Origin of the sequence: Rhizobium sp. 62_C5_N11_2, assembly GCF_051811185.1 — a bacterium.
GTDB lineage: Bacteria > Pseudomonadota > Alphaproteobacteria > Rhizobiales > Rhizobiaceae > Rhizobium > Rhizobium leguminosarum.
This window is the reverse complement of the sequence record NZ_JBPWPW010000002.1, coordinates 920458-934139: the sequence shown is the minus strand read 5'-3', so window position 1 is coordinate 934139 and position 13682 is coordinate 920458. Positions and strand designations below refer to the sequence as shown.

Genomic DNA, 13682 nt, shown 5'->3' with positions numbered 1-13682 from the left:
TGACTATCCTCAGATCCGGGTTGCGAGAAGGCAGCCGTCGTGCTGAACGATGGCGTTGAAGGAGGAAGTGAGAACGGTTGAGGTCTCACGCTCGACGATGACGGCGGGACCCTTGATCACGTCGCCGGACTTCAGGCCGGTGCGCTCGTGAATGCCGGCTTCGAGATAGGCGCCTTGGGAGGCCTCGAACAGGCGTCGGGTCTTGCCCGGCTGCACGATATTGCCTTCGGCGACGGAGGGAATGCGTTCGACCGGCGGGAGCGGCGAACTCGCCTTGACCGACCAGCTGACGATCTCGATATCGAGACCCTCGATGGCGCGGCCGAAGAAGCGCTCATATTCCTTTTCGAAAGAGGCCGCGATCGTCTCGGCGCTCGCAGGGTCGAAATTGTCGTCGGCAAGCGGGACCGGGATATCCCAGCCCTGCCCGGCATAGCGCATGAACAGCGTGCGCTCGATCACCGGGGAGCCGGTGTCGAGCCCGCCTTCGACAAAGCCGAGTGCTTCGGCCTTCATGGCTTGCAGCAGGCGGTTGGCCTCTAAATATTCGAAATTCGACAGGCTGAAGACGGCGCTGCGGACGGATTCGTAGCCGAACGGCGCCTTGAGGAAGCCGATCGCGGAACCGACGCCGGCGCCCGGCGGAACGAGGAAGGTCGAGATCCCCATCTTTTCGCAGAGGCGTGCGGCATGCAGCGGTCCTGCGCCACCGAAGGTGATCATGGTGAAATCGGAAATGTTCTTGCCGTTCTCGACGGTGTGGACGCGGCCGGCATTGGCCATGTTCTCGTCGACCATTTCGCACGTGCCGTAAGCGGAAGCCTCCGGGTCGAGGCCGATGACCGCGCCGATATCGTCGCTCATCGCCTGGCGGCTCGCCTCGACGGAAAGCGGGATCGCGCCGCCCGCGAAATTGGCGGGATCGAGCTTGCCGAGGATCAGATCCGCATCGGTCACGGTGGGGTTCTTGCCGCCGCGCTGGTAACAGGCTGGGCCCGGCTCGGAGGCTGCCGAATGCGGGCCGACGCGGATCTGGCGCATTGCGTCGACCGAAGCGATCGAACCACCGCCTGCGCCGATTTCGACCATCTCGACGACGGGAATGGAAATCGGCATGCCGGATCCCTTGCGGAATCGATAGGTGCGCGCGACCTCGAAAGTCTTGGCCGTCTTCGGTACCTGGTTTTCGATCAGGCAGATCTTGGCAGTCGTGCCGCCCATGTCGAAGGAAAGAACCGTATCGAGACCGTATTGACGGGCGATGTCGGCCGCGAAGATCGCGCCGCCCGCTGGACCGGATTCGACGAGGCGCACCGGAAATTCGGAGGCGCTCTCGACCGAGACGATCCCACCGCCGGAGTGGATCATGAAGACCGGGCAGCGGACGCCGATATCCTTCAGCGACACGACGAGACGGTCGAGATAGGATTTGATCGCCGGCTTGACGTAGGCATTGGCACAGACCGTGTTGAAGCGCTCGAATTCGCGCATCTGCGGAGAAACCTCCGACGAGATCGAAACGGAGAGGCCAGGAAGGCGCTTCAGGATCGCGTCGCGGACGGCGATCTCGTGTGCGCCATTGGCATAGGCATGAATGAAGCCGATCGCGACACTTTCATAGCCGCCTGCCGCGACCTTCTCGACGACGGCTGCAACCGAAGCATCGTCCAGATCAAGCAGAACCTTGCCCGCCGCATCGATACGCTCACGCACGACGAAGCGGTCAGCGCGCGCGATGAGAGCCGGCGGCAGGGAAATATTGAGATCATACTGCTCGAAACGGTTCTCGGTGCGCATCTCGAGCACGTCGCGAAAACCTTCCGTCGTCACGAAGGCGGTCCTGGCGCCGCGCCGCTCGATCAGCGCGTTGGTGGCAAGCGTCGTGCCATGGATGAGGATGCCGATCTCTGAAAGAGCGACGCCCGCCATGTCGGCGACGGCCTTCACACCCTTGAGGATCGCCCTCTCCGGCGCCGTATAGTCCGTCAGGATCTTCGTCGAGTGAAGCGTCCCGTCGAGGTCGAGAGCGATATCCGTAAAGGTGCCGCCGATATCGACGCCCACCCGGCAGTTTCGTGGCGTGCTGCTCACCGTCTTGTTCCCCGCTTTCTTAACGTTCGAGGCCGCGCTTGCGCGATCATCGATCCTGCCATTCTTCACTGTTGCAAGCGATGCCGCAACATTTCCGCTTGACGGTCTTCGTATATGTCACTTATCATATAAGTGTCAATTAAGAAAAGGACCGGAAATCTCGAAAATCGCTCTTCGCAGCGGCTGAGACAAAGAGAATTTACCTAACAAAAATAATAGCTTCACCTTCAAGGCGAAGCATGAACGCGGGCTTAAACCGCGTCGAGAACGACTAAAAATCGAACAGCTTCAACCAGAGGGAAAAACACATGAAATCCATATCGACACTTCTTAGCGCCACCGCCGTCGCCTCCGCCTTGCTGTTTTCCAACGCTTTGGCGGCCGACACGATCAAGATCGGCGTCGCCGGCCCCTTTACCGGCGCCAATGCGACCTTTGGCGAGCAGGTGTTCAGCGGCGTGTCCGCCTACGTCACCGACGTCAACGCGTCGGGCGGCATCAACGGCAAGAAGATTGAACTGGTGAAGGGTGACGACGCCTGCGAACCGAAGCAGGCCGTTGCCGTCGCCAATCGTTTCGTCGACCAGGACAAGGTCCAGGCGGTGATCGGGCATTTCTGCTCGTCCAACACGATTCCCGCTTCCGAAATCTACAATGATGCCGGCATCCTCGAAATGACGCCGTCCTCCACCAATCCGACCGTCACCGATCGCGGTTTCGACAATCTGTTTCGTGGCTGCGGCCGTGACGACCAGCAGGCCGTCGTCGCCGGCAGCTTCATTCTGGATACGCTGAAGCGGGACAAGATCGCCCTCATCCATGACAAGGACACCTATGGCCAGGGCCTGGTGGACGCCGTCAAGAAGACGATCGAAGCGCGCGGAATCAAGCCTGTGATGTACGAAGGCCTGACCCGTGGCGAACGTGACTTCAATGCGCTCGTCACCAAGATCAAGAGCTCCGGCGCCAACGCCGTGTACTTCGGCGGTCTCATTCCCGAAGGCGGCCCACTGATCCGCCAGCTCAAGGAGCAGGGTGTCGACGTGGTCATCGTCAGCGGTGACGCGTTCGCCCAGACGGAACTGGTCGCGGCAGCCGGCGGCGCTGAGAACCTCAAGAACGTCTATTATTCGGCAACACCGGATCCGCTGGCGGATCCCTCCACGCAGGGCGTCCAGGACGCGCTGAAGAAAGCCAACATCACGCCGGCAAACTACGTGCTCTATGGCTATGCCAATGCGCAGGCCGTCGTTGCCGCGCTGAAGGCCGGCGACGAACTGAAGGCCCAGGCCGACTATCTCCGCAGCAACACCGTCGATTCCGCCATCGGCAAGATCACTTGGGACGCCAAGGGCGACATCAAGGACTTCAAGTTCGTTTTCTACAACTTCGACGACAAGGGAACCCCTGTCTTGGTGAAGTAAGGCATTTTGCCCGAGCCGGCCGGACCTAAAGCTTGTCGCGCAAAAGTGTGCAGCGGTTTTGCGGTAGCGACATGCGGAAAAATAAAGACCTAAAGCGCGATCAGAGACTCTGAAAGATCGCGACGCGCTTTAGGTTCGGCCGGCTTATCCATCCCCGAAAACCATAAGAGGGGTTCACCATGGACTTTTACATCCTGGTTCAACAATTGTTCAATGGCATCACGCTGGGGACGATCTACGGCCTGATCGCGGTCGGATACACCATGGTCTACGGCGTCATCCGGATGATCAACTTTGCTCATGGCGACGTCTATATGGTATCGGCCTATATCGCCGCCATCACGCTTGCCGTCCTTGGCTATTTCGGCGTTCAGTCGGTTCCCTTCGCCTTGATATCCGTGCTGGTGATCAGCTGCGCAATCACGGCCGTCTATGGCTGGGTGATCGAGCGCGTCGCCTATCGGCCGCTTCGCGGCTCGACCAAGCTTGCTCCGCTGATATCGGCCATAGGCATCTCGCTGATGCTGCAGAGCTACGTCCAGATCGCCCAGGGCGCACGCGACCAGGGCGTGCCGACGCTCATCCAGGGGGCGTTTCGCATCGGCAACGATACCCACTTCGCACAGATCACCTACATGCAGACGGTGATCCTGTTTGCGTCACTGATCGCCATGGGGGTGCTGACCTATGTGATCAACTACACCAGGATCGGCCGCGAATGCCGCGCCACCCAGCAGAATATCCGGATCTCCGCGATACTCGGGGTCAATACCGACCGGATCATTTCGACGGTCTTCGTCATGGGTGCGGCCACTGCCGCCGTCGGCGGCACGCTCGTCACCTTCAACTACGGCTCTTTCAACTTCTTCATCGGCTTCGTCATGGGTATCAAGGCTTTTACGGCCGCGGTGCTCGGCGGGATCGGCTCGCTGCCCGGCGCCGTGCTCGGCGGCATCGTCCTCGGCCTGACCGAGGCGCTGTTCGCCGGCTATGTCAGCACCGACTACAAGGACGTCTTCGCTTTCGCATTGCTCATCACCCTCCTGTTTTTCCGACCCTATGGCCTGCTTGGCCGGCCGGAAATCCAGAAAGTCTGAGGAGGAGCAAGAACGATGGAATCCAACCGCCTTCGCGCACTCCTCAAGCAAGCGCTCCTCACTTTTACAGTCTCCCTTATCCTGTTCGGCCCGATCTCGGGGCTGGTTCTCGCCGGATTTTCGTTCACGAACGAACTGATGCGCGCGGTACTCCTAGCGGCCGTCGTCACGGCAGGACGTCTAGCGCTCTCGCTGTTCCAGATCAGCAGCCTCGGCCGAAAACTCACCCGGCGCATGGCCGGCAACGGCGCCGGTGTGACCGTCATGACCGGCAAGGAAAGGTCGCCGCTGCTGGTCCTTTCCCTGTTGTTTGTCGCCGGGTTGAGCTTGCCGTTTTTTGCCGACAAATACCTCCTGGGTATCGCGATTCTTGCCCTGATATACTGCCTTCTCGGCCTGGGGCTTAACATCGTCGTCGGGCTTGCTGGCCTGCTCGACCTCGGCTACGTCGCCTTCTACGCCGTGGGCGCCTATCTCCTGGCGCTCGGATCGCAATATCTCGGGATCGGCTTCTGGGGCGCTCTGGTGCTCGCCCCATTCCTGGCCGGCCTCTTCGGCATGATCCTCGCCTTTCCCGTTCTGAAGATGCATGGCGACTATCTTGCCATCGTGACGCTCGGATTCGGCGAGATCATTCGTCTGGTGTTGAACAACTGGCTGGAATTCACCGGCGGGCCGAACGGCGCCCCGGTTCCGGCACCCACCTTCCTCGGCCTCGAATTCACCCGTACCGCCAAACAGGGTGGCGTTCCCATTCATGAATATCTGGGCATCGCCTACAGCGCGGACTACCGGTTCTGGTTTCTCTATTTCGTGCTGTTTCTTGTCGTCTGCTTCGTCATCTACGCCGTGGAGCGACTGCGCGTCATCCCTCTCGGCCGCATGTGGGAAGCGCTGCGGGAAGACGAGATCGCCTGCCGTTCGCTCGGCGTCAATCACGTCTTCACAAAGCTCACGGCCTTCATGCTCGGCGCCTCCACGGGCGGCCTCGCCGGCGTCTTCTTCGCCGCACAACAGGGCTTTGTGAACCCGACATCCTTCACGTTCTTCGAATCCGCGCTCATCCTGGCGATCGTCGTCCTTGGCGGCCTCGGATCGACGGCGGGCGTCATCTCGGCCGCACTCGTTCTCACCATTCTTCCGGAGCTTCTGCGTGAGTTCGCCGAATACCGCGTTCTGGTCTTCGGTATCCTGATGGTGGTGATGATGTTCTGGAAACCGCGCGGCCTGGTCCGCATCAAGCGCCCGGCATTCTTTCCGAGCTCGATGAAAGAAGGCATCGGCAGCGAACTGTCCTTTGAGGGCAAGGCGGAGGCTGGACGATGAGCCCCATCCTCGAAGTACAGAATGTCACCATGCGTTTCGGCGGCATCGTCGCCAACCGGGACGTCAGCTTTTCTGTCGAACGCGGCACGGTGACCGCCCTGATCGGTCCCAACGGCGCCGGCAAGACGACGATGTTCAACTGCATCACCGGATTCTATCGCTCCAGCGAAGGCCGCATCATGCTGAACGGACGCGATGGTCCGACGGATATCGGCCAGTTGGTGACCAAACCGATGACCGGCGGCTCACACCTTGTGACGCGCGCCGGGATTGCCAGGACGTTCCAGAACATCCGCCTGTTCAAGGAAATGTCGGTCATCGAGAACCTTCTGATCGCCCAACATCTCGCCACCCGCAACAACATCCTCAGTGGCGTTTTCCGGACCCGGGCGTTCCGCAAGGCCGAGGCAGAGGCTGTCGACCGCGCCTATCACTGGCTTGGGCAAATGAAGCTTGCCGACGACGCCAACCGCCTGGCCGGCGAACTGCCTTACGGCCGGCAGCGCCGCGTCGAGATCGCCCGCGCCATGTGCACGGGCCCGAGCCTCATATGCCTCGACGAACCGGCTGCCGGCCTCAACCCTTCCGAAACGCTGGATCTGGCCGAGGTCATCCAACGGCTTTGTGCCGATCACAAGCAGACGGTTCTCGTCATCGAGCACGACATGGGTCTCGTCATGCGCATTTCGAACCACATCGTCGTGCTCGATCATGGCGAGGTGATCTCCGACGGCACGCCGCAGCATGTCGCCAACGATCCGGCCGTCGTCGCCGCTTATCTCGGTGTGAGCGAAGAAGAGGTACCAGCATGAGCCAGTCGTCCGACACGCAGGTACCGCTTCTCGAATTCGCCGGCGTTCATGCCCATTACGGCCCGGTGGAAGCGCTGAAGGCGGTGAACGTCCATATCTCAGCCGGTGAGATCGTCAGCCTGATCGGCGCAAACGGCGCCGGCAAGACCACGCTGCTTTCTTCTATCTTCGGGGCGCCGCGCGCCTCATCGGGCAAGATCCTGCATCGTGGCGAAGACATCTCGCAGATGCCGACCAGCAGGATTTCCAGGCGCGGCATAGCACTCGTCCCGGAAGGTCGGCAGATTTACCAGGAGATGTCGGTCGAAGAGAATATGATGATGGGCACGACGCCGATCGGCATGGCCCACTTCGAAGAAGACCGGAACACCATGTTCGAGCTCTTCCCGCGCCTGAAGGAGCGCCGAAATCAGACCGCCGGCACCATGTCGGGCGGCGAACAGCAGATGCTCGCCATCGCCCGCGCCATGATGGCGCGGCCGGAACTGATCCTGTTCGACGAACCGTCGCTCGGCTTGGCGCCGCTGATCGTCAAGCGCGTTTTCGAAGTTTTGCGGGAGATTGCTGCGATGGGCAAAACGATATTTCTCGTCGAGCAAAACGCCAACCATGCACTGAAGCTTTCGCAGCGGGCCTATGTCATGGTCAACGGCCGCATTCATCTCTCCGGCGACAGCGCCGCCCTGCTCGATAACCAAGACGTCCGCAAGGCCTATCTCGGACTGCACTGAACAAGGGGCTTCCAGCCGGCATAGTCAATTTGCCGATGGCCAGCGTCGACTTCCACCTGCCGCTCGGCGGCCGCAAGGGATCGTTCCTTCGATCGGCGCGAACAGGGCCGAGCGGTGCAGCAAACCGGCGTAACGCACCATGCATAAGGACGGGGTCAGACCGGATGCCGTCCGGAGGATTTACCCCGAAGAACGGTCATCTGCTCTTGCTGCACTTCATTTTCATCGTTCAAAACGGCTTGCCAAAGCCTGTTGCCGAGCCGAAGCGACACCCGTTTCGTCCCCTCGTGTTCGGCAGTACCGATTTCCACGGAGCTGACGACGGAGCCATGGCGCATGTGGCGGCGAAGATCGGCCAGCGACAATCCGAACCGTCTCGCGAGCTCCGATGATTCCAGGATAAAATCGCCATTTGAATCGCGCTCGATCAGCACCGACTTTTTCTCCAGCTACGTTCCACGCTCACCGCTCAGGCCACCGCCCGAATCGCATTGTCCCCCTTTGGCAGCAATCGCGCCACTGCGCTCAGGAGATCCGTCTGCGATATCAGGCCAAGGATCCGGTAGTCGTCGTCGACAATGATGACGGCATGCGTGCGACCGTCCGTCAGAACAGGCAACAGCGACAGAGCAGAATCCGAAGGTCTGGCCACCGCCGGCCTCGAGATCGCGTGCGCGATGGTCTCGGTGCTCATGGACAATTCCCGCAAGCCGACGGCGCCGACGAGGCGGCCCTCCGGATCCTTCACCGGCAAGGTGCGGATATTGTGCTTCAAAAGAAGATGCCGTGCAGCATCCGGTTCCGAGGCTTCGCCAATGGCGATCACGTCACGCGACATGATATCGGCACAGCTGATCTTGCCGTTTGAGCGGATGGCCGATTGCAACTCGACCTGCTGCAACAGCCGGCCGAGGTCTGCCCGATCGATATCAAAGGTTTCGTCGAGCGCTTCGAGGGCCGCATCGACATCCTCTTCGCGGAAACCCACCCGCACGGCAGACGGCAGGTCCACTGTCTGATGGGTGTTCTCCGCGGGTTTCGGAACGACGTGCGGATAATTCCGCTTGGAAAGCTTGTGGAACAACAGGCCAAGGCCGACGAGGATGCAGGAGTTCAAAGCGACGGGCACGAAGGGAAAAAGAAATCCCCAGCCGGCAACGACAGGACCGCCGAGCACGGCGGTCAGTGCGGCGGCTCCTCCCGGCGGATGCAGGCACCGCGTGAAGGACATCGCGCCGATGGCAAGCGAAACGCCGACGCCGGTCGCGATGATCGGATCGCGAATGAAATAGGCGGCAATAATCCCCATCAGAGCGGAAATCGTATTGCCGCCGATGATCGACCAAGGCTGCGCAAGCGGACTTGCCGGCACCGCGAAAAGAAGCACCGCGGACGCCCCCATCGGCGCGACGATCAGGGGAAGATGCGGCCCCTGGCCGAACAGATAGCCGCTGATGACGCCGGTGAGACCAATGGCCAGCAAAGCGCCGAGACATCCAATCAATCGCTCTCGTAAGGTCGCACCGGCCAGAATAGGTGAAAACAAACGGAAGCGGCGGAAGCGGCTCGGTCTCACCTTCGGGGAAACGGGATACTGCATGACAAGACCAATTTTAAGCGAGGATTATCTGGCGGCGAAGGAGGAAGACGTTCAGGTTAGTTTGTTGCCAGCCTGATATCTCTGCCCCTTGTCGCGCTGAGGACTTCGTGGAATGCGTTGAACGCGCTTGGGCGATCATTCCTGCGGTAGACGAGCAGCGTCTCGACAGGCCCGAGCTGATGGGTCTGGAGAGGCGTCGGCCAGTGCATGAGATCAAGGACGGATCGCGGCATGACGCCGGCCGTATTGCCCGTCGCAACGCTCGCCAAGATCGCGTGGTAGGAGCCGAGTTCGCTCGTCGGCAGGGTGCTCGATTTGCGCGCCCAGTTTTCGGCGATCCGGCGATAGGTGCAGCCGGGTTCCAAAGCGGCGAGTGATCCGACACGCAGGTCTGCGGCTGACTTGATGGAGGGATGCCCGGACGGCAACACGATCAACAGATCCTCGACGAAGACCGGCTCCATTTCGAGCGCCTTGAGTTCAGCATCGAAGCTCGAGTCTTCCTCGCGCATCGTCTTCGGTGGGCGGGCAATCAGCGCGCAATCCAGTGCATCAGAGAGAACGTCGCGGATCAGATCGCGGGACGCCCCCATCGTCAGATGAAGCGACACCTCCGGCCACATCTGATTGAATTGCGTCAGCGCCGCCGGCAGCCTGCTTGCCGCCGTGCTCTCCATGGTGCCGACCCGCAATGTCCCGGATGGGGCCAGAGGCCGCACCGCCTGGCGCGCTTCGAGCGCAAGCGCCATAAGCCGGTTGGCATAGGCGAGAAACGTCCCGCCCTCGCGCGTCAACGTCATCTTCTTGCCGTCACGGCTGAAGAGCGAAACGCCGAGGTCCTCCTCCAATTGCTGGACGCGCGTCGTCACATTCGACGGCGCCCGCCCTACGGCCTTGGCAGCCTTGGTAACGCTGCGGTCGCTGGCAACGGCGAGGAATATCTCGATCGATGAAAGGTCCAATGAAAGGATCTCGTTTGCAGAATTAAGACGATAGATAATTCTCTATATAAAAATCATTGCTCCAGCTCAAGCCAGTTTCGGATCGGACGAAAAACATGAGCCCAAGCAGACGAGCGATTGCCGAAAAAAGGGTCGCGACGCCGAGGAAATAGCCATGCAAGCCGCGACGTTGCCTCTGTCGGACGACGTTTTGAGGGTTTGAGGCTGGCATGAGGTTTGCATGCTTAGGGCTATCTGCGGATCGATCGGCGACGACCCTATGTTGCAACTTGTCTTGACCTGTCTTCTTCTGAGCGTCGCTTCAGGCTTGAGCATGCGGCGTTTTCTTCTGCCGTATTTCCCAGGCGGCGATCTCGCCGAGAAATCTGCCCCTGTGACAATCGTCGCAAGCGCCGTCTTTCTGGCGGCAATCGCTTTCACCGTCTCCGATCAAGATCTCTGGGCAAAATCCGTCATCCTGATGCTCGGCCTTTCGCTGGCAGCCATGTTCGACGATGCGAGACCCAGGCTGACGATCGCTCTCTCCGCCATCAGTCTGGCAGCCTACCTCGGGCTGCGTTCGATCGGCTGAGCATCCAACCATCACGCAAACAGATCAGTGGCGATTGAACACCGCAACTTATCGCCGGTGTCGAAGCCCAATCGAGGCGACTACATCCACCGACGAAATCATTCGTCAACAGAGCCACATCTCACAACCTGAAACATCTCCCGACGGGGGAAGAGGAAGAGTTCGCGCAATACGAGAAAATGATCTCTATTGAAGAATATTCTTCCGCTGCTATTCTGTATTATAGAACATTCGCCGCGGCACGCTGGGATCGCAGCAAGCAGAAATCGGACCTCTCGCGATCGGTGTCTCTCGACTCCAGGAAATCGAGACCATCGATCCCAGGAGCTGATCGTGACCGATGCCGAAAGCCGGTTTCGTAACGACAACGGCTCCCGTGCCGCACGGATGTTCGAGTTGCGCTGACGATGAGGAGGCGAGTGGCGATCATGGACAACGACCCGGCAGGAAAAATCTGGTCGGAATGGTATGCTTGGCATCCTGTCTTGCCGATCGATGACTCCGTGTTCTGGCTCGAGACCGTATACCGCCGGGAAAGCCCGGAAGGTCTCTGGCAATATCGTTCGTTCCGGCCCGAATTTGAACGCCGGCAGGCTCTGATCGACATACCGGTCTGTCCCGGCGCTTAGAGCAATTCCAGGAAAAGTGCGAAGCGGTTTTCCGTCCGGAATTGCGTAAAAACAAAAGGATAGAGCGGTTCTGCGCTTCCGTTAAAAGCTGAACCGCTCTAGAATCCGACAACGATCGCCAGGTAGGCCTGCGTCAACCGAGTGCCTGACTGACGAGTGCATAGGTTCTCGGCTCGTGCGCCGCCTGATGTCCCGGAACCGGAAGCCAAGGGCCGCCGAGCGACATGGTCGTCACGATGTCGTAAACGGGAAGACCGCAGCGAGAGAGGAAATCGGAAAAGGTCCCGCCCTGCTCGCGTGTGTCGAGGCGCAGGAACGCTCCTGCATGCTCGGCGGCATGTGGGCGGACGACGGCGATCGCGTCTGCGTCACTGCCCGCCACAATAGGACCGATGACATGGCCACGCCCGAACCGCCGGCAAAGCGAAAAAGCCTCGATCCTGCCGGCACGGGTTAACACGATGCCTTTGGAATTTGCCATCAACCGGGCCAGGAGCAGCTTGCGATCGGTGCCGAAGGCCACGCAGTCCAATTCGGCGATCGCTTCCAGATCGCCGGCCTCCACTGCCCGTATCACAGCACCGGACGGCAGCTCCACATCCGGCGGCGATATCGCTTCGCCCTGGCATTGAAAGACGAGTGCCTCGCGAACAAAGTTCAGGGAACGATAGAGACGTCGCGCCGCGCGCGTCGCATTCAGCCCGAGGTTGCGCCCGGCGACCTGCTCCAGCGCGTGGCCCATGAGCCATTGCCCGGCGCCATTGGTTTGAAGACGCGGCGAGGTGATGACCATACCGATCGTTGCAAATTGGGCATCGTAGGGAAACCACATCGCAGAGCCCAGGATGCGGCCGATTTCATCGATCGCCACGATGCCCTGGCCGAATTCCCGCAAGAACTGCCAGTCTTCGCCACGATGCGGCCAGGCGACGGTCATCGACAGCGCATGCAACTTGTCGAGGGCGACGCTGTCGATCCCGGCAATGTGCGTCTCGAAACTGTCGACGAACCTGGATTCGGATGTCAGTTCGCTCACTCCCACCCCCTGCCGCATTTTTCTGGCCAAGCCTGCGCCCGGAAACTTCTCTGACCAGACTAGAACAGATCGTTCGATACAATTCACTGGTTGGGCCGGCGCAAACACAACAATCGACCAAATCCGCTGCGCTTTCGGCAAATAAAGCCTGGACCGTCCTCTAAAGTCATTGACTAGGCCCGACCGGCCGCAGTCGCCGTTCACCGTGAGCCTGGAATGTCGCCTCCCGTCAGCCCAGTTGCAAGCACCCTCAAAGATCCCCGCACTGTGAGGAATCCCATGCAGGCAATTGAAATTCTCGAAAGGCTCGTTGGCTTCCCCTCCGTCGTCGGCACGCCGAATGGCGAGATCGTCGCGTGGATCCGGCACTATCTGCAGAGCCACGGCGCTGTCGTCACCGAGCTTCCCGGCCCGGAAGGCGATCGGTCGAACCTCTTCGCCACGATCGGCCCGAAGGAAACGCCGGGCTATATCCTCTCAGGCCATATGGACGTGGTCCCCGCCGCCGAAGGCGGCTGGACCAGCGATCCGTTCCGCCTGCGCGCCGAAGCGGACCGCCTCTACGGACGCGGCGCCACCGACATGAAGGGCTTCCTGGCCGTCGTTCTCGCCGCCGTCCCGGCGCTTGCGGCCATGCCACTTCGCCAGCCCGTCCACCTTGCCTTTTCCTATGATGAGGAGGCCGGCTGCCGCGGCGTGCCGCACATGATTGCCTGCCTGCCGGAGCTCTGTGCAGCCCCGCTTGGTGCAATCATCGGCGAGCCGAGCGGCATGCGGGCGATCCGCGCCCACAAGGGCAAAGCCGCCGCCCGGCTGACGGTCAGGGGCCGGTCCGGCCATTCCTCGCGCCCGGACCAGGGACTGAACGCAATCCATGCCATCACGGATGTTCTGGCCTGCGCTCGCGCCGAAGCCGAACAGCTCACCTCCGGCCCGTTCGAGCATGTCTTCGAACCGCCCTACTCCTCCCTTCAGGTCGGCACGCTGAAGGGCGGCCAGGCAGTCAACATCATTCCCGACAGTTGCGAGGCCGAGTTCGAAGCGCGGGCTATTTCCGGCGTCGATCCAGTCACGCTGCTGGCGCCGCTCCGAGTGGCGGCCGAGGCGCTGTCGCAGTTCGGCTTTCAGGTGGAATGGCGCGAACTCAGCGCCTATCCGGCACTTTCGCTTGCCGCCGATGCGCCGCTTGCGACACTGCTTGGCGAGCTGACCGGCATCGAGCCGCTCGCCGCCGTCAGCTACGGCACGGAGGCCGGCCTTTTCCAGCGCGCCGGCATCGACGCGATCATCTGCGGCCCTGGCGACATCGGCCGCGCCCACAAGCCGGACGAATTCATCCTCACCGGCGAACTGCTCGCCTGCCAGGCGATGGTCGAGGCGCTTGGCCGCCGCTGTGCCTGATG

The 13682-nt window shown here is 60.9% G+C and carries 13 protein-coding genes; 8 read left to right on the top strand and 5 right to left on the bottom strand.

Features of this window, described 5'->3' with window-relative positions:
• Positions 1 to 9: 9 nt before the first annotated feature.
• Positions 10 to 2091, bottom strand: a complete 2082-nt coding sequence (locus AB8B31_RS28075; protein ID WP_026188724.1) for a hydantoinase/oxoprolinase family protein — start codon at positions 2089 to 2091, stop codon at positions 10 to 12.
• 308 nt (positions 2092 to 2399) lie between these two features.
• Between AB8B31_RS28075 and AB8B31_RS28070 the strand changes: the two genes are divergently transcribed.
• The 5 genes from AB8B31_RS28070 (at position 2400) to AB8B31_RS28050 (ending at position 7481) form a co-directional block, all read left to right on the top strand.
• Positions 2400 to 3515: an ABC transporter substrate-binding protein gene (locus AB8B31_RS28070; protein ID WP_018245960.1), complete on the top strand. Its 1116-nt coding sequence runs from the start codon at positions 2400 to 2402 to the stop codon at positions 3513 to 3515.
• Between the two features lie 179 nt (positions 3516 to 3694).
• Positions 3695 to 4612, top strand: coding sequence for an ABC transporter permease subunit (locus AB8B31_RS28065; RefSeq protein ID WP_018517823.1), 918 nt, complete (start codon positions 3695 to 3697; stop codon positions 4610 to 4612).
• Positions 4613 to 4627: 15 nt separating this feature from the next.
• Positions 4628 to 5938: a high-affinity branched-chain amino acid ABC transporter permease LivM gene (livM, locus tag AB8B31_RS28060; protein ID WP_018245962.1), complete on the top strand. Its 1311-nt coding sequence runs from the start codon at positions 4628 to 4630 to the stop codon at positions 5936 to 5938.
• Positions 5935 to 6750 carry an ABC transporter ATP-binding protein gene (locus AB8B31_RS28055; RefSeq protein WP_018245963.1) on the top strand — a complete coding sequence of 272 codons (816 nt, stop codon included), beginning with the start codon at positions 5935 to 5937 and terminating at the stop codon, positions 6748 to 6750. Before livM ends, AB8B31_RS28055 begins: the two co-directional genes overlap by 4 nt.
• Complete coding sequence (locus AB8B31_RS28050) at positions 6747 to 7481, top strand: ABC transporter ATP-binding protein (RefSeq protein ID WP_018245964.1); 735 nt, start codon at positions 6747 to 6749, stop codon at positions 7479 to 7481. Before AB8B31_RS28055 ends, AB8B31_RS28050 begins: the two co-directional genes overlap by 4 nt.
• Positions 7482 to 7636: 155 nt before the next feature.
• On the opposite strand, the gene AB8B31_RS28045 is transcribed toward AB8B31_RS28050, so the two are convergent.
• Genes AB8B31_RS28045 through AB8B31_RS28035 form a run of 3 tightly spaced genes read right to left on the bottom strand, consistent with a single transcriptional unit; the run spans position 7637 to position 10043 of the window.
• Entirely contained in the window at positions 7637 to 7915 is a 279-nt protein-coding gene (locus tag AB8B31_RS28045) for a DUF6522 family protein (RefSeq protein WP_018245965.1), read from the bottom strand.
• Between the two features lie 35 nt (positions 7916 to 7950).
• The gene (locus AB8B31_RS28040) at positions 7951 to 9081 is read right to left on the bottom strand and encodes an HPP family protein (RefSeq protein WP_018245966.1); all 1131 of its coding nucleotides are present in this window, start codon (positions 9079 to 9081) and stop codon (positions 7951 to 7953) included.
• A gap of 56 nt (positions 9082 to 9137) precedes the next feature.
• Positions 9138 to 10043, bottom strand: coding sequence for a LysR substrate-binding domain-containing protein (locus AB8B31_RS28035; RefSeq protein WP_018245967.1), 906 nt, complete (start codon positions 10041 to 10043; stop codon positions 9138 to 9140).
• A gap of 259 nt (positions 10044 to 10302) precedes the next feature.
• On the opposite strand from AB8B31_RS28035, the gene AB8B31_RS28030 reads away from it, so the two are divergent.
• Positions 10303 to 10614, top strand: coding sequence for a hypothetical protein (locus AB8B31_RS28030; protein WP_018245969.1), 312 nt, complete (start codon positions 10303 to 10305; stop codon positions 10612 to 10614).
• Between the two features lie 428 nt (positions 10615 to 11042).
• The gene (locus AB8B31_RS28025) at positions 11043 to 11243 is read left to right on the top strand and encodes a hypothetical protein (protein WP_026188725.1); all 201 of its coding nucleotides are present in this window, start codon (positions 11043 to 11045) and stop codon (positions 11241 to 11243) included.
• Positions 11244 to 11376: 133 nt separating this feature from the next.
• Here AB8B31_RS28025 and AB8B31_RS28020 read toward each other — a convergent pair whose 3' ends face one another.
• Entirely contained in the window at positions 11377 to 12297 is a 921-nt protein-coding gene (locus AB8B31_RS28020; protein ID WP_018245971.1) for a GNAT family N-acetyltransferase, read from the bottom strand.
• Positions 12298 to 12558: 261 nt separating this feature from the next.
• Here AB8B31_RS28020 and argE point away from each other — a divergent pair, with 261 nt between their 5' ends.
• The gene (gene argE / locus AB8B31_RS28015; RefSeq protein WP_018245972.1) at positions 12559 to 13680 is read left to right on the top strand and encodes an acetylornithine deacetylase; all 1122 of its coding nucleotides are present in this window, start codon (positions 12559 to 12561) and stop codon (positions 13678 to 13680) included.
• Positions 13681 to 13682: the final 2 nt, after the last annotated feature.